The organism is Priestia sp. ABM2_011 (assembly GCF_056158845.1).
Window position 1 is genome coordinate 3,828,832 of sequence record NZ_JBSWUB010000001.1, and the last position, 15,518, is coordinate 3,844,349.

The window sequence follows — 15,518 nt, forward strand, 5'->3', positions numbered from 1 at the left end:
AGCTTCTTTTTTTACCTTTTTACCGTTAATCCTTTTAGTTCATCGTCTTCCATAGCCATTTCATAAAATTCTCCCGTTTCATCGTGCGCTAAAACATAATCCAACTCTTCCTGAGCAGAGGCAGTTTTTCCAAGAACAGCTAGGTAGCATGCCAAGTTATAGCGAATAAAAAGATCTTCGTCTCCGCTTTCTACTCTGGTTATCATAAGCGAAGCTGCTGCTTCTGTTTCACCTTCTAAATGATACGCGATACCTAAATCGGTATACATTCCTTCATACTCTTGATGCTGTTCAATTGCTTTTTGAAGAAGCTGAACAGTTTCATGATAACGTTCCGTTTTATTATACAGTTTTGCTAGTCCTGCATATATGTCAGGCTGATAAATCTCCTGCTGAAGTAATTCTTGAAAAGCAGCCTCTGATTTTTCTACCTCTTCAAGGCTACTCAAAATAAATGCCCGGTATATCTGCAAATCTATATGATTTGGCTGCTGTTTGAGAAGTTTTTGAACTAAGTTTAGCGCTTCATGTGCAGCCTGTTCATTTTCTTGGATATTAACGAGTATATTGGCTAAATGATAGGCAACATCAAAATCCCAGCTTTGATGCAGCGATTTTTTCAGCACGGTGATGCTATCTTCAATCAACCCTTTCTCTTCGTAAAAAGCCGCAAATGCATGCACAGCCTCTTTATTATTTCGATCCGTTTTTATGGCAAGTTCATACAATTCAATCGTTAAGCCAAGCAGCGTAACCGTTTTTGCTTTTGCTTTGAATTTTGCTAAGCTTCGTTTGAAGATAGATCCTTGCTGCTCTTCTACGACCGAATCGGCATACTCATTTAAAGCCTCGGCTGCGTTTTTAAATAACAAACTTTTGCTTTGTTTTTCCATTTTTATCTTTTTTAAATCTGCCGTAAGCCCGGACAGTTTTTTTCCATTTGGAAAGCTAGACATGAATGTTTGAAATAGAGCGTAATCTTCCGGATCCTCACTTAGCAACTCTGTAAGAACTTTTCTAGCTTCTTCATATCTCTGTTCCATGATGAGCCATTTTGCCTGATGATGGCGAATAGCTGCATTCTGTGGATCTAGTTCAAGAGCCTTCTCTAGATACGCTTCAGCCTGTGAAATGTCTCCTTTTAGGCGATACACATGAGCCTGGCTGTCAGCGAGCCATTGAGGCAGCACAATTTCCTCTACGCTCTTTAATACCTCTAACAGCTCTTCATACTCTTTCTCTGTTTCACAAAGTGAAGCTACGTGCTCAACGTTTACTTCCATAGGATTCAGCTGTATCCATTGAAGCAGCCAATTTCTTTCAGCCGTTCGATTTTGTTCTTCACAAGCCATTTCGGCAAGCTTCATACAAGCGGCTTCAAATGTTTTATCAAGAGTTAAGCACTTTTGGAAGGCCTCTTTTGCTTCAGTGATGCGATTCATTGATTGATATATTTCACCTAGCCGATAATATGGCAAAGCATCTTGCTTGATACGAAGCGCTTGATGATAAAGTTTCTCACTTTTTGTTAGCTGCTTGGCCTGTTCGTATAATATACCTAAATAGCACATGTACAAAATCTCATTAGGGTGCTCTTGATGTTCTGCAGTTAAAAACTTAATTCCACGAGTCAATAACGCCGTGTCTTCTAAATAACCCGTATATGCTTCTAACACTTCATCTAACGCTGTTTGAGCAAAATGAATTCCTTCTTCATAAAGAGCAAATCCAAACTCTAACGTTTGATTGTCTAGCTCCTTTTGTTTTGCTGCATCTAAAAGCATGCTGCCTGCATCCAACATGACGTCGCTGTTCGATGAAAACTTCTGCGCAATAAGCGTGAGCGTATCAACGGCCGTTAAATCTTCACCTGTTTCTAGATACGCATAAGATAAGCCCAAATACATAAGGGCATCTTCCTCTATTTTTAAGCCTTCTTTATACAGAGCAATAGCTTCTTCGTACCTTTGATTCGCAACGTATAAATCGCCTAGTCTTCCTCGAATTGTCATGTCGCTCGGGAGATGCTTCATGCCTTCTTTGAGGTAGCTTTCAGCTTCATCTGTTTTTTCTAGTTGATATTGTAGCAAATCAGCTATCGAAAGATATGGATAAGGAACAGTCGGCAAAAGCTGTTTAGCTACTTTAAATCCCCGGTAAGCTTTACGAAACTTTTTTAAATGTTCATCACAACGTGCTCTTTCAAACCAGCTGTGCGCATCATTTGGATTTTCTTTTACTAACTCGTCGAAAACATTTCTGGCTTCTGCGTATCTTTCTTTCTCCATTAAAATAAGTCCGTGATTGATTTGTGTATAAGATTCATCACTATACATATTTAAGGAAATAGTCGAGCATTCAAAAGCCTTTTCGAGGTTTCCTTGGTACATGTATGCAAGTGCTAAATAGCTCCAGTTCAAATGTTGTTCTACGTCTAATTGCAGCGAGCTGCGCAGTGCTTCAACAGCCTCATCATATTTCTCTTCATCCAGCGCAATTCTTCCTTTAAGATAGTGATAAAAAGAGCTATGCTTTTTGTTATCTATGTGGTGTAACAAGGAAGATGCTCCCTTACTGTCGTCAAGTTTAAAAAAGGCATATGCGGCGTGAAGCTTAAGATAATCATGATTGCTATATTTCTCTAACACATGATTAATACACGTACGAATATAGGCTTCATGCTCTTTTCTGTACAAATGCTTCATACTGTAAATAGCGGAAAATGGAACATGCTCATTTGCTTTTAATAAAGAAACGAGATCGTTAATGTGGGCCTCTTCATCCGCTTCAACTAGTTCGATTAAGTCATACAGCTGACGGATAAACTCATCTTGCTCTTTCGAAAGTGAAGCGAAATCCGCTGCCGCTTTAGAAGCAACAATTGATAAAAACCCCGAATTAGCGTAATGCTGATCAAAATTTTTATATTCTACATATGTTGGACTTAGAAAATTAGCATCTTGTACATGGAAAAGTTCAAGTTCATCATCGTAGCCAAATACAACTTGAACGTGGGAAGCTTGTTCAAATTCCAGACTGACCAAAATAGGCAGCCCTTTGTCTAATAGTTCTTTAAACTGTTCAACTGTGCCTGTGAAAAACATCGCTGCAAAGCCAAGAGATTCAAAGTAGCTCACCGCAGTTGATAATTTGGATCCTAAGCCGCCGTAAATACGCGTTCCAATCTCATCCTGTGTTTTTTCGGTATGTAAAAGCCTTAACATCATACTCATACTGGCTGGCACGCAATAATTATCTTTTTGAACGATGGGTACAATCGGAAGCTTGATTGTACTGAATTTATCGTCTGTATGCTTTCCGATTAATTTTTGATAAGGTGAATCTTTTAAACATCGCTTGGTCGAGAGCAGATGCATAAGCTGAGATTTCTGCTGCTGTTCAAAATAAATGTCGGCGCGCAGCAGCGTAAAAAAATCTTGATAATCGTGATAGGGTAACTTTGAGTCGATAAATTCAATCGTTTCAAGCAAGAGAGAATACTCTTTCAAATCTTTTAATCGCATCACTTTATCCATATATAAAGACGGAAGCTGTGGATAGCGAACAATAGCCTCGTTAATTGTTTCAAGCGATTGTTCATGCTTCCCTTCATACGCATATAAGTCCGCGAGCATTGCATAGCAAAAATCTCCATTCTCCTTATATGCTGTTCCTTCTTTTAAGCAGGCTTCAGCTTTCATTCTGTCGTTGAGCTGCAAATAAAAATATCCCCATCTGTCAGCCATACCCTTTTGATTATGTGACGTTACTTGTTTCATCCACTTAGAAGCTTCATCCACTTGTTTCATTTCTAAAAGAATTCTTACCTTTAAAAAATAGATTTTCTCAAGCTGTTCCTCTTTAACTGATTCCATATCCAGCTGAGAAATTAATAAAGAAAGTCTATCATCAGCGTCGAGTATCTTTCCTTCGCGCAGGAGATCATCGCAATAAAGAGTCACCATTCGAATCGAGCCAAATCGACGATAGCCATATGTCGTTAACATTCGGCTTACACGATTTAATAAAGCCTCATCACAAAAGCGGATAAGCTCGTACAGCTCTTCTTCCGTTTGTAAGTTTGTTAACCATTCTTTCACAATCCCCGCAAGGCTCTTTGGTTGAAGGCTTTGTACTTCTTCTGTTATATACGCTACTAGATCAAATATTTGGTAATGATCCACCATGCTTTTTAATTTCTGATAATTTATACTCAATTCAAAACCACCTTATTCAATAAAATAAGAACTATTGCATATGCTGTCTATAAATTGAAGTATAAGAAATTTCAAGGATTTTTTCTAGACACAATATAAATTTAAGCATATTGACGGGTCTTTAAATAGCAAAGAGCTGTCTTTTATCATAAGACAGCCCCGTAAAATCACACTTCAGCTTTCTTCAGTTTTACGCCGCCTTCAGGTTTTGGTTTGATAGCTTTTAAAACTAAAATGGCACCTACTGCACTAACCCCTAGAGACGTTTGGAACACAGCCATGTCCGACCACTTCATAAGCAATGTATAAAGAGGAGGCCCAGCTGCCACTCCGACAAAGCGCATCGAACTGTAAAGAGACGTAATGGTTCCTCTCTCTTCCTTTTCAATTCCTTCTGTAATAAGTGCATCAAGACTGGGAAGAGCTGCTCCAATTCCAATTCCACCAAGCACTAAAGTGAGTAAAATACTAAAAAGAGACGTATTAAAAAATAAAATGATGAAAGAACATGTTAACAATAAAAAGCCAAAAAAAGCAGACCACTTCATAACGATTTTATTGTTGCCAACTTTTTTCCCCGCCACAAAAGAAGAAATAGATAAAGCGAGCAAAGGAATAGCCATTACCAAGCCTTTTTTCGTATTCACAATATGATAACGCTCCTCTAGTATGGTCGATAGGTAAAATAAAACCCCGAATAATACAAGCATAATAATGGCGCCTAAAATAAAAATAGCCATAAGCCATCCAATATTTTCTTTGAGCGTCTTCTTCAAATCCTTCAAAAACTGCGTGATACTTTTCTTTTTTTGTTCAGATTCAGAAGAACTATCATTTTTCGGAACTTTTACTAAAAAGATAACTAAAAGAATCGAAATAAGGCAAAGAATAGGAATGAACCAAAAAGGAAGAAACCAAATCATAGCCGCTAAAAAAGCTCCCAGTATTGGGCTTAGTACTTTCCCAAACGTATTAGCTGTTTCAATTAAACCTAGTCCTTTTGTAATTTCTTGCTCGTCTTTGAACATATCTCCTACACAAGGCATCACAACAGGCATAGCCCCTGCTGAACCTATTCCTTGAATCGCGCGGCCAATTAAAATAACCCAGAATGGATTGGCCATTTGCCATGAAGCCCAGCCTGTTAAAGCCCCTCCTACTGCAGCAAGCAGCAAACTAGGAATAATAATTTTCTTGCGGCCAAATCGATCTGATAAATAACCAGCAATCGGGATTAAAAAAATAGCGAAAATTGAGTAGACCGTGATAATCATGGATACCTGCAGCGAGCTTATCTGTAGACGTTTTTCAATCACCGGCAACACCGGAATTAACATTGAATTTCCGAGGGTCATGATAAGTGGCACAGAAGCAAGAGCAAGTAAATCCAATTTTTTTCTACTTTCCATAGCGTCCTCCAAACCTTACTTCTAATTAACGTCACAATCACACGTTTTTCAATTTAAGCTTTATAAAACTTCTCGTGTTCATTGATTTCAAAGCTTAACTATCTCATTACATAAGATGATGTGTATCTATATTTTTTAGCTAAAAAGGTGATTGCTATTCATGGTTTCACTGTTCTTCTTTAATTTATTGAACTTTGTTATTTATTCTTGTTAATACTTGTAAAAACACATGTTTTTAATCCCATATATGAAGAAGCGTACGAGTATCTCCGTACGCTTCTTCATATATAGGCGTCATCTTATTACACTACTTCACCTCGATGACCATCTCCATCATACATAAACTGTTTATCAATAATATGTTCGATATATATGGTTGTCAAATCGCTTTTTTTCACTTGAGCTACAATTAATCCTAACGGATCACCAATGGTGAAGCTTGTTCCATTTTGAAACATTAACAGCTGCTCATTTAAATGCAATACGCGCTTATAAATTTGTTCTTTCTCTAGGCTGCTGCGGCTCTTTGCTGCTTCGAGCGTTGAAAATAACAAAATGATTTCTTTTCCATTTATTTGTGTACGATACATACACGACCCACTCCTTATCACCGCGTTAAAATTATGCTGACTATACTTTTATTATAAACTAAATTTTCAGTTATTTTTCATCTCACAAGAAATTTTTTTATTAAAAATAGACTATGTCCACGTTAAATAAAATTTAATTTTCAGAAAAGTTAAATTTTAATATTGAAATTTTATTTCTTCTTATTATATAATATAAACAATCATTTACCTCTATTGGAAATGATAATTCGAGTTTCAGCAGCATGATGCTGCACAGTACTAGGGGGATTCAAGTTATGCAAAATGGTAAAGTAAAATGGTTCAACAATGAAAAAGGCTATGGCTTTATTGAAGTTGAAGGCGGAAGCGACGTATTTGTACATTTTTCTGCCATCCAAAGCGAGGGTTATAAATCCTTGGAAGAAGGACAAGAGGTATCTTTTGAAATTGTAGAAGGCAATAGAGGCCCACAAGCCGCTAATGTCACTAAGCTATCATAAATAGATCTTTTTATTTTATAGTAAAAGAGACTCTTTTCTGAGTCTCTTTTTTGTTATACCTAGCGTTTGGCCTCAGTAAGCTGCTGGTCACATGTTTGAATAGACTGCATGCACTGCTGAAGAAATTGCTCGTCTACTCCTGTGCCATGAGCTTTGGCAGATTGAAGCTGTGCTTTTGCATCATTAAGCGCATTCGTTGCCTCTTCAAGCTGCTGAGGACTCATACTCATCGTAGCTGTCCCAATCATCTTTTGAGCAGATTGAATGGACACTTCTACTTGCTTTAAATCATTATATCCTGTTGTTACTTCTTCATTTGAAAACTTATCCATTGAAAGAACACCTCCATATGGATAGAATGAAGCTGCTGCCGACAAATTATACACGCTTACTTTTTAGTCAGCAAATCTCCATACTGCTTAATCTTTTCTCCTACGGTACACTCTTTAATACAAAACGTCTGAGCGTATGTTTTGCCCTTTTCTTTGTTAAACGTTTTTTTTACAAAACAATCACTACAGTAGTAATCCAATAACTCCGTTACTTCTTCTAATAATTGTTTACGTTCCACTCTCGTTCATCTCCATTTCGTTCTGTGTGTTACACTTGCTTCCTGCTAGCAATTGGTATCCCTTGAAGAGCTTGAGTCGCAAGCTGGTCGGCCTCTTCATTTTCCTTCCTTGAAATAGGCTCATATACCGGTCGGATACCAAGTTCCTGCATTTTATCTTCTATTCGATCTAAGTACCGATTAAACTCTTCTTCGAAACAGGGCCACTCCCCTGCAAGCTGATTTAATACAACCTGAGAGTCACCTCTAAACGTTACCGGTATATGATGAACACCAAGTTCCTCAAGCTCTTGTATTAAATAATAAAAAGCAGCATACTCTGCCTCATTATTTGATTCTATCTCTTGCAGTCTTGAGTTTCGTCGTATTCGGTAAGACTGGTTGTTCTGTTTAAAATAAATCACAGCCCCAAGCCCCGCTAAAAGCGTATCATGCTCATAGCCTCCGTCAAAATATGCCACAATATCGTGAGGCTCTGTCTGTACTTCCTGTAAGAGCTTTTTCGCTTCTTTTACAGTCCATTTTTGCTGCTGCTCATCAAGTAGAAAAATTTCCTTCGTTCGACCTGTTTTTTCTAAATCACCCACAATCATTAGCGCCTCATTCGCATCTGTGAAATCGGATGTGAAAATTAACTGTTTATGTTTCGAGGATTTATAATGCCATTCAATTTGGAAATTCATAACGAGCATTCCTTTCATCAGCAATTTTGAATTCAACACTTTTTCTGCTTTTTTGTATTTTATCTTCTATTATGTCTTTTCATGACAGTTTTCTTACCTAATAAGCGGATTTTAGCGTTTATACGTGCTAATATAAAATAGCTGAAGTACTTATGATACAATACTATTGATGAAAAAACATGGTTTAAGCTTATATTGTTTTAACAAGGAGGCTGTATGATGATTGAAGTTTATATAGACGGAGCCACTGCTGGCAACCCTGGTCCTTCTGGAGCTGGTATTTTAATTAAAGGAAATGGTGAACATCATCGTTACGCTATTGCTCTTGGGACAATGACGAATCATGAAGCAGAGTACCATGCACTTCTTCATGCATTAAAAATTTGTTTAGAAAAAAAGTATACGAGCGTATCTTTTCGAACAGACTCTCAGCTAGTAGACCGCGCAATGAACCAAGAACACGTTAAAAATAAAGCGTTTGCTCCTTTACTGGAAGAAGCCCTCAAATTGTCCAGTCAATTTGATTTATTTTTTATAAAGTGGATCCCTAGCTCTCAAAATGCAGGTGCTGATCAAGCTGGCCAGACAAGCCATTAATCAAAAAGAAGCAGGAATGTAATCCTGCTTAAATCATACCTGATGACTTTAAATATTGAATGGCTTGTTTTTGATTGCTAATACGATTTGATGTCAAATTCTCGAGGAGCGATACAAAAAAACTGCCGTCAAATTCTTTTTGTACTTTTAGTGTCCATTCAATTGTAAATATGACCATCTCGTCAGCTGCACGCGTATACTGCTGACCAAATGAAATAAATCCACGTGCATCTTCTGCTAAATGAAAGCCTTTTTCTTCAAGATAAAGAAGATACTCTTCAACGGTTTGAGCTGTTTTTGTCACTTTTTCGTCCCATCCTTTTGCAAAGGTTCTTCTTTATCTTAGCTTACTTTTGGCTATTTGACTATGATTTCCCTTCTAAAAAATAGCCAATTGCTCCAAGTGCTACTCCTAAAATGGCTCCGCCAATCACTTCTTCTGGCTGATGACCAAGCATTTCTTTCAAGCGCTGTTCCGTCAAATCGTGAAAGCCTCCGTCTGGAAGACCCGCAAGCTTTTCAATTTCTTCATCTAACGTATTCACTTTAATAGTAATTTCGCCAGTCTGCCTTCGAATTCCTTGTGCATCGTACATCACAATAATTCCAAAAACAGATGCTAACGCAAAGTCAATCGTAGAAACACCTCTTTTTAATGCTACATAGGTAGCCAAAGAAGATACGCCGGCTGAATGAGAGCTTGGCATTCCACCCGACGCAGCAATCATCCGCATATCCCATTTTCCTGTTTGATACTTTTTAATTGGGATTTTTAAAGCTTGTGCTAAACCGATTGATGAAAGAGCAATGACAATTCCTTTATTCATATTGCTTCACCTCATCTATAGTTTGCGATGGATTGACATCTTGTACCCAAGCAAATATTGCCCAACAAAAAACGCCGGGCTAATCTGCTGACAGAGCAGACTAATCCCGGCGTTTTTGGAAACAGTTCTGTTATTTTTTACGCTTTTTTTGTGCAGCATTATTCATTTTGGCAGATTCAACTTCAGCATAAGAGCCGAATTCTTGTCCATATTGATTATTTGCACTTTTATTAGCTTCTAACTTCTTGTTAACAGAATTATTTTGGTTTTGTTGCACGTTGAACTCAGAAGCAAACTCCCCAGCATAAGTGTCATTTGCACTTTTTGCACGCTTTGCTTTTTGAGCCTGATTTGCTTTAAACTCAGAAGAGAACTCTTGGTTATAATTATGCTTTGCATTGTTATTCGCTTGCGCATTTTTATTACCTAATTTTTGACGACCCATCGCTATCTCCTCCTATTTGTACCTCGTTGGTACACTATTAGTATGGATCAAGCGGCACGTCATATCCTGTTCAAATTAAGGTAAAAACACCAGAGCTTAGCACGTTTATATTCTTGCTACGTACTCTTTAACCATTTCTTCCGTCACTACTTTACGGCCTGGAATGATGGTATATTTTTGAGACAGCTCATTAATTTCTGCTGTTACAGCGTTAATACCGTCTACAGAAAAGGGCTTCCCTTCTTTGCAGAGAAGCACAGCTGCTTCAATAGCTTGCTCACGTCGAGCTTCTAAGCTGGCAAAAGCACGTACTAATTCGTGCTGTTTTTTAGAATGGGCTGAAATTTCTTTATGTACACTCATGTTCGTTCCTCCATTATATTATGCTGAGTTAGTAAAAATAAGTTAATGTCCTCATAACTGATTTGCTTTTCCGGTAATTCTTTTAAGTTTTTTTCTATCGCTGCAGATTCTTTCTTAATGCTATCCAAAAAGTTTTTCATCTTTTCATTAAAAGCGACTTTCCCGCTTATCTTGCATTGTACAAATTGCTCAATGATGGATTGCTGCCTATCGTCCAGATTTGCCTGCTTACATAAATCGGCAAATAAAATGACAGGGAAACTGCGCTGCTTTACTACTACTTTCAGTGATAAAAATGCACGAATCAGTTGGAGCATCACTTTTATATCCTCTATTGTAACAGAAGATGTCAGATTTCTTTTACTATTTATCGTTAAAATTTTAAAATAATGATATCCCAATGCTTTTAAGGAATATGATTGAGCCATCATTTGCCGGAGTGGCTCAGCAAACGATGACTTCTGATAATAAACAAAAGGCGACCATAGCCACTCATAAAGCGAAGGGTTTGATTTTGTAAACAAATAAATGGTTTTGTACAAATCCCACCCTTGCATATCATAATTGCCTTCTGCTACATTAATGACCTCTTGAGGTCTATTGAGATGAAGATAGCGTGATGCTTTATATTTATATATAAAGCGGACGTCAAAATCACTCGCTAACGTGTCGAGTCCGTAAGCACGGCTGCCTGATTCACATGCAAACAAAATTTCTACATTATATTCTTTTTCAATTTCCTGTAAACGTTTATTTATGTGTGTAGACATAAAAATTAATGACCCTTTCTTTCCTCTAATACATGTTCTAGCACCGTCATTGTACTTACTAATTCTTGAATTGGAAATTCTTCAGACACGGCCGCTTGCAGCTGTTTGTAATAATCATACCATTCTTCAGATACAGACTGTTTATGCGCTAAAACGTACTGATTCACTAAATAAGTATAGTGTGAATGAAGAGCAGCTTCTTCTTTCGCAATGTAGTGATTAACATCCGGCTTAATACGTTCTAATAAAGCAGCGTGGAGCTTTGCTTTCTCATTTTTTTCAAAAAAGCTTTTATTGTTTTTATACAGTGAAAGCTCTTTTTGATACGATTCATTCTTATCGAATTGATGACTTGTCACAACTTCGCTGCCATTTGGAGGCTCTAACGAGTTCAACGTTGGAGTAAACGTCGGTTCATAGCGCTGTAGCTTTGTAATGATCATTCGATGCCAGTCTTCGATTAATTTTACGATGTATTTTTCGATTCGCAAAGTGGTCGCACGCACTTCTTGCGTTGCATCGAAGGAAATAGACGTTAACAACTCCTGCAAACACAGGCGCAGCTGCTTTTGCTTTTCACCTCGATCATCCCTTAAGTTTGCCGGACTGAATGCTTCTTTAAAGAAGTCATCGTACCTCACAAACAGACGTTTTTTCACATAAAATAAGAGCTCTTCTAATTCTCGGTCAAACTGCTGTTGTTCATATTCAAAATGAATTTCATGCAGTTTTGCTGCTACCTGCTCATTTTTTATGTGAAGAGATTGAATGTATCGCTTTTTATCGACTTCTGATTTTGTCTGCACCTGTTTCATTTCATTGGCAACTGCTAAAATTTGTTCGAAATCTGCATAGACACTTTGGATAGCAAGCTCTGGTAATTCATAATTTATGAAGCGGTAAAACGCATTTTTGAATGGCAGAAACATTTTATCCTCGTGGTTTTGCAAAGCCTGCAAGCTTGATACCGGGTATAAGCGCGGAAAGCGTATACCATACTGTTCAAGCTGCTCTTTTACGTACGTCTGAACTAACTGCAGCTCTGTATCCGAGCTGGCTAAGTCCGCTGCATTTACTAAGAAAAACATTTTATCAACCGCAAATACATCTTTTACACGGCCAAGCTGAATAAGAAATTCTCGGTCAGCTTTTGAAAATGCATGATTATAATACGTTACAAATAAAACGGCATCTGCATTTTTGATATACTCAAACGCTACTCCCGTGTGTCTCGCATTGATTGAATCAGCTCCAGGTGTATCAACAAGCGTAATGCCTAAGCGAGTAAATTCACAGTCATAATACAGGTTAATAAATTGAACAAAACACGCTTTTTCTTCTTTGGCTACATAATCATGAAATCCTTCTGTATCCACTACTACTTCTGAACCGATATGATGCTTGACTTCGCCGTAGCCTTTTTCTACTGCCTGTAAAAACGACAAATGCAGCTGCAGCTCTTCTGTTGCCTGCAGGGTCGGAATAATCGCTAGCGCTTCGTCAATTGTTTCTACTTCATGATGAAACAGCTTAAGTGCACCATTTAAATCTTGGATCATCTGCTCGTTTGTTTTCATTTGCACAACAGCTGTTTTATGCGGCCGTTTTTCTGTTGGAGGCATAATTTTATTGATAGTTGCTGTTGTTGGATTCGGAGATACAGGAAGTAATCTTTCTCCAATCAACGCATTAGCAAAAGATGACTTACCGGCACTGAATGCTCCGAATAAAGCTACGGTAAACGTTTGATTTGATAGCTTTTTACGTTTTTCTTGAAGCCTATTAATAAAGCGGTCTAATTTTCCAAATGAACGGAGCTGTTCGAGAACAGCTGATACATCTTGAAGAACCTTTTCTGTTCCTGTTTCATGCACAGCTTCCTCAGGCTGTGAAACTAACTGCTGCTCACTCGCAGCTTCATGCTTTTCTTCAGCTTTCATGATGCCCGTTTCATATTCTTCTTGTAACATATATGACAACTCGTTTGTATCTTCTAGCGTTAGGTTGTCATCAGTTTGCTGTAAAGATTGAAGCAACGCTTTTGTACGTGCCAGTTTTGCTTTCATTTCCTGAAGAGATGTATACGCTTCTTCAAATGCCTCACATTCCTGCAAGTGTTGAGAAATATTCTCACGCTTTACTTCATCTTGCTCCATTTTGCTCTGTTCGATTTGCGCATAGAGCTCGTATAACAATCGCGTGGCTTTTTTCTTAATGTGATCAGCTACATCTTTTGCGTACGTTAAAACATAATCACCATTAATCGTAGCTCCTGCTTTTACCGTTTCAATTAAGTCATGAGGTTCTAACGGAATTTCAAACTGCTGAACCTGGCGTATAAGATCCGGGTCAGTAAGATTTTGATTTTTCACCAGATCTTGCACATATTGCTGCAAGTGCCACTGCAGCTGAGAGGCTGTTCGTTCTTTCATATCGTCAAAAAATAACGTCAGCCGCTCTTTTTTTACTTCCTCGGTCTTTTTCTTAGCAAATAAAAGACCGACTTTGAAATCAGGCTTTGTCGTTTCTAAAAACAGCCTAGCTTTTTCTCTCATTTCATATGGTGTTAAATTGGCGTTGCTTAGTATCTTGCCTGTTTCTTGTTGGTACGTTTCTGCTAACTGCTTTTCAGCACGCTTTATTTCCGCTTCTTTTTCGAGAAGCTGCTCTTTTTGCTGCTTATTTATTTCATGGTTCTCAAGCGTCAGCTTATGGCGCAGCTCGTCATGAATCGTTAACTTTTCTTCTTCTTGGTCTTCAATAAAGGCAAGGTGATCGTCAATTAACATTTGCATCGCATGTTGAATATGCTGATGTCGGTTTTCTTTTTCCGTCATCATAGCAAGTAATAGAGATTTTACGTACGAAAGGTCATTATGACGGTTGGCTGGCTCTTTTAACGACGTATAGAAGATTCCTTCTGGTCTAACATTCCACTTTAAAAATGACGTTTCTACAGATTCTTTAAATGCTTGAAATGTTAGCTGATCTTCTTGATGTTTATCGATTTGATTTACAATTAAATAAAGCGTTTTATTAGCTTCTTGCAGCTGTTTTGCAAATTGAAGATTTAATTCTGCCTGCACATGATTATAATCCATCACGTAGAAAATAACGTCCGCTAAGTGAAGAGCTGACTCGGTCGATACACGATGCGCATCATCTGTTGAATCAATCCCCGGTGTGTCCATCACCACAACATTTTTAGGAATAGCGTTTGTCTCGATTGATAAATGAATGGACTCTACTTCATCTCCGTCGACAGCAAACTGCTTAATTTGTTCATACTGATAAGGCGCTTCATAACGCACCGGCGGCTGTTTGCGGTAATAAACGGTTGCATGCTCATCCCCCGCCTTTACTGATACTAAGTTTGCGCTTGTCGGAATAGGACTTGCAGGCAAAATTGCTTGCCCCATTAATTCGTTAATCATACTCGATTTCCCAGCCGAAAAATGTCCGCAAAATGCTACAACAAATTCACCGTTCACCCACTTTTTTAACAGCTGTATTGCTTTTGCTGCCTGCTGTTCATCTCCAGCTGCTTGAAATTGCTTATGTAAATGAAAAAGAGATGCTTCCAATTGGAGATTTTCTTGATGTTTCACACTCACTTTACTCATTATTACTCTACCCCTTTTGCCTCATTCAAGACTGTATTTAAATGTTCTCTATCCATCTTTGTTTCTGCTTATTCTTTCTCTATTTTACTTGATTCACCTACGTTTTCCCATAAAAAACTGAATTTTTAGTTACAAAAACAATAAAAAAAGCTGTCAATAATTTGACAGCTTTGCATTGTATTTATTTACCTTGTATATATTACGCCTTTTGGGCTTTTTCAATATTTTTCATTACATACGTTGTGACGCCAACATATGTAGCAAGTGCTCCAATCACAAAAAGACTAACCATTACGTCCACCACCGTTTCTACTTGATGAAATTGATAATCTTTATCATTTGATTTCATCTTATCATGAAAGATAATCATTTTCAATTAGTTTTGAGATTTTTTTGCAGGAAAGAAACGTCCCGTATTTTGCATGACCTCGCCATAATTTGTTTCATTCGTTAGCGCTTGCTCTTCTAAAGGAATTCTAACAGCTAATATACACAAATTGAAAACAGAAAAAATAGCTAACGTCCAGTATGCCTGAAACATAAGCGGAACTAACACCAATTCTGCCGCTACAACTGTATAATTTGGGTGCTTCATAAACCGATAAGGACCTCTTAGCACAACCTTCGCGTTAGGCAAGACGATAATTTTTGTATTCCAATACTTTCCTAACGAAGAAATAGCCCATACTCTTGCAAGTTGCACAAGCACAAAAAAGCTAAACAACAAAAAAGAAAAGTGATACATTCCACCGTTTAACACATACACTTCCGTAAAAAGAGCAGCAAAAAAAGCGGCGTGCATGCTTACCATCCATTTGTAGTGACTTTGACCAGCTTCGTATGCTCCCTGCTTCTTCATCCAAGCTTCATTTCTTTTGGCAATCACCAATTCACATAGACGCTGTAAGATAATAAATACAAAAAAACTATAAAAAAACAATCGC

The 15,518-nt window shown here is 37.8% G+C and carries 15 protein-coding genes and 1 pseudogene; 2 read left to right on the forward strand and 14 right to left on the reverse strand.

Going from position 1 to position 15,518, the window contains the following annotated elements; translation table 11 throughout:
* Positions 1-11 precede the first annotated feature (11 nt).
* From ACXAE4_RS20375 to ACXAE4_RS20385, 3 genes are all read right to left on the reverse strand, one after another.
* Positions 12-4,217, reverse strand: coding sequence for a tetratricopeptide repeat protein (locus ACXAE4_RS20375; protein ID WP_475236752.1), 4,206 nt, complete (start codon positions 4,215-4,217; stop codon positions 12-14).
* A gap of 167 nt (positions 4,218-4,384) precedes the next feature.
* A complete protein-coding gene (locus ACXAE4_RS20380; RefSeq protein WP_028414028.1) occupies positions 4,385-5,626 on the reverse strand; it encodes an MFS transporter in 1,242 nt (413 codons plus the stop codon).
* 302 nt (positions 5,627-5,928) lie between these two features.
* The gene (locus tag ACXAE4_RS20385; RefSeq protein WP_028414029.1) at positions 5,929-6,216 is read right to left on the reverse strand and encodes a hypothetical protein; all 288 of its coding nucleotides are present in this window, start codon (positions 6,214-6,216) and stop codon (positions 5,929-5,931) included.
* A 275-nt stretch (positions 6,217-6,491) separates the two neighbouring features.
* Here ACXAE4_RS20385 and cspD point away from each other — a divergent pair, with 275 nt between their 5' ends.
* Positions 6,492-6,695 (forward strand): cold-shock protein CspD, encoded by a 204-nt coding sequence (cspD, locus tag ACXAE4_RS20390; protein WP_013056175.1) that lies wholly within the window; start codon positions 6,492-6,494, stop codon positions 6,693-6,695.
* A gap of 59 nt (positions 6,696-6,754) precedes the next feature.
* Here cspD and ACXAE4_RS20395 read toward each other — a convergent pair whose 3' ends face one another.
* The 3 genes from ACXAE4_RS20395 to ACXAE4_RS20405 are packed head-to-tail and all read right to left on the reverse strand — an operon-like array spanning position 6,755 to position 7,949.
* The gene (locus ACXAE4_RS20395) at positions 6,755-7,027 is read right to left on the reverse strand and encodes a DUF2564 family protein (RefSeq protein WP_028414030.1); all 273 of its coding nucleotides are present in this window, start codon (positions 7,025-7,027) and stop codon (positions 6,755-6,757) included.
* Between the two features lie 56 nt (positions 7,028-7,083).
* Complete coding sequence (locus tag ACXAE4_RS20400) at positions 7,084-7,266, reverse strand: zinc-finger domain-containing protein (protein ID WP_013056173.1); 183 nt, start codon at positions 7,264-7,266, stop codon at positions 7,084-7,086.
* Positions 7,267-7,295: 29 nt separating this feature from the next.
* On the reverse strand, positions 7,296-7,949 hold the full coding sequence (locus ACXAE4_RS20405) for a ribonuclease H family protein (RefSeq protein ID WP_034266558.1): 654 nt from the start codon (positions 7,947-7,949) through the stop codon (positions 7,296-7,298).
* 219 nt (positions 7,950-8,168) lie between these two features.
* On the opposite strand from ACXAE4_RS20405, the pseudogene ACXAE4_RS20410 reads away from it, so the two are divergent.
* Positions 8,169-8,568 (forward strand): annotated as a pseudogene (locus ACXAE4_RS20410) (reverse transcriptase-like protein).
* A gap of 6 nt (positions 8,569-8,574) precedes the next feature.
* Here ACXAE4_RS20410 and ACXAE4_RS20415 read toward each other — a convergent pair.
* From ACXAE4_RS20415 to ACXAE4_RS20450, 8 genes are all read right to left on the reverse strand, one after another.
* A complete protein-coding gene (locus ACXAE4_RS20415; protein WP_013082383.1) occupies positions 8,575-8,850 on the reverse strand; it encodes a DUF6123 family protein in 276 nt (91 codons plus the stop codon).
* Between the two features lie 61 nt (positions 8,851-8,911).
* Entirely contained in the window at positions 8,912-9,373 is a 462-nt protein-coding gene (locus ACXAE4_RS20420) for a divergent PAP2 family protein (protein ID WP_013056169.1), read from the reverse strand.
* 130 nt (positions 9,374-9,503) lie between these two features.
* Positions 9,504-9,818, reverse strand: a complete 315-nt coding sequence (locus tag ACXAE4_RS20425) for a hypothetical protein (RefSeq protein ID WP_013056168.1) — start codon at positions 9,816-9,818, stop codon at positions 9,504-9,506.
* Between the two features lie 105 nt (positions 9,819-9,923).
* The gene (locus ACXAE4_RS20430; RefSeq protein ID WP_013082381.1) at positions 9,924-10,181 is read right to left on the reverse strand and encodes a DUF2533 family protein; all 258 of its coding nucleotides are present in this window, start codon (positions 10,179-10,181) and stop codon (positions 9,924-9,926) included.
* Complete coding sequence (locus ACXAE4_RS20435; RefSeq protein ID WP_033578452.1) at positions 10,178-10,951, reverse strand: nucleotidyltransferase domain-containing protein; 774 nt, start codon at positions 10,949-10,951, stop codon at positions 10,178-10,180. Before ACXAE4_RS20435 ends, ACXAE4_RS20430 begins: the two co-directional genes overlap by 4 nt.
* A 5-nt stretch (positions 10,952-10,956) precedes the next feature.
* Positions 10,957-14,574 (reverse strand): dynamin family protein, encoded by a 3,618-nt coding sequence (locus ACXAE4_RS20440; protein ID WP_475236757.1) that lies wholly within the window; start codon positions 14,572-14,574, stop codon positions 10,957-10,959.
* A 199-nt stretch (positions 14,575-14,773) separates the two neighbouring features.
* Positions 14,774-14,944, reverse strand: a complete 171-nt coding sequence (locus ACXAE4_RS20445) for a hypothetical protein (RefSeq protein ID WP_155017140.1) — start codon at positions 14,942-14,944, stop codon at positions 14,774-14,776.
* A gap of 6 nt (positions 14,945-14,950) precedes the next feature.
* Positions 14,951-15,514, reverse strand: coding sequence for an isoprenylcysteine carboxyl methyltransferase family protein (locus ACXAE4_RS20450; protein ID WP_028414036.1), 564 nt, complete (start codon positions 15,512-15,514; stop codon positions 14,951-14,953).
* Positions 15,515-15,518 lie beyond the last annotated feature (4 nt).

Excerpts from the sequence above, each read along its gene's own strand:
- ACXAE4_RS20445 (WP_155017140.1), bottom strand. The coding sequence starts at position 14,944 with ATGATTATCTTTCATGATAAGATGAAATCAAATGATAAAGATTATCAA.
- ACXAE4_RS20440 (WP_475236757.1), bottom strand. The coding sequence starts at position 14,574 with ATGAGTAAAGTGAGTGTGAAACATCAAGAAAATCTCCAATTGGAAGCA.
- ACXAE4_RS20425 (WP_013056168.1), bottom strand. The coding sequence starts at position 9,818 with ATGGGTCGTCAAAAATTAGGTAATAAAAATGCGCAAGCGAATAACAAT.
- ACXAE4_RS20430 (WP_013082381.1), bottom strand. The coding sequence starts at position 10,181 with ATGAGTGTACATAAAGAAATTTCAGCCCATTCTAAAAAACAGCACGAA.
- ACXAE4_RS20420 (WP_013056169.1), bottom strand. The coding sequence starts at position 9,373 with ATGAATAAAGGAATTGTCATTGCTCTTTCATCAATCGGTTTAGCACAA.
- ACXAE4_RS20395 (WP_028414030.1), bottom strand. The coding sequence starts at position 7,027 with ATGGATAAGTTTTCAAATGAAGAAGTAACAACAGGATATAATGATTTA.
- ACXAE4_RS20380 (WP_028414028.1), bottom strand. The coding sequence starts at position 5,626 with ATGGAAAGTAGAAAAAAATTGGATTTACTTGCTCTTGCTTCTGTGCCA.
- cspD (WP_013056175.1), top strand. The coding sequence starts at position 6,492 with ATGCAAAATGGTAAAGTAAAATGGTTCAACAATGAAAAAGGCTATGGC.
- ACXAE4_RS20405 (WP_034266558.1), bottom strand. The coding sequence starts at position 7,949 with ATGAATTTCCAAATTGAATGGCATTATAAATCCTCGAAACATAAACAG.
- ACXAE4_RS20385 (WP_028414029.1), bottom strand. The coding sequence starts at position 6,216 with ATGTATCGTACACAAATAAATGGAAAAGAAATCATTTTGTTATTTTCA.
- ACXAE4_RS20435 (WP_033578452.1), bottom strand. The coding sequence starts at position 10,951 with ATGTCTACACACATAAATAAACGTTTACAGGAAATTGAAAAAGAATAT.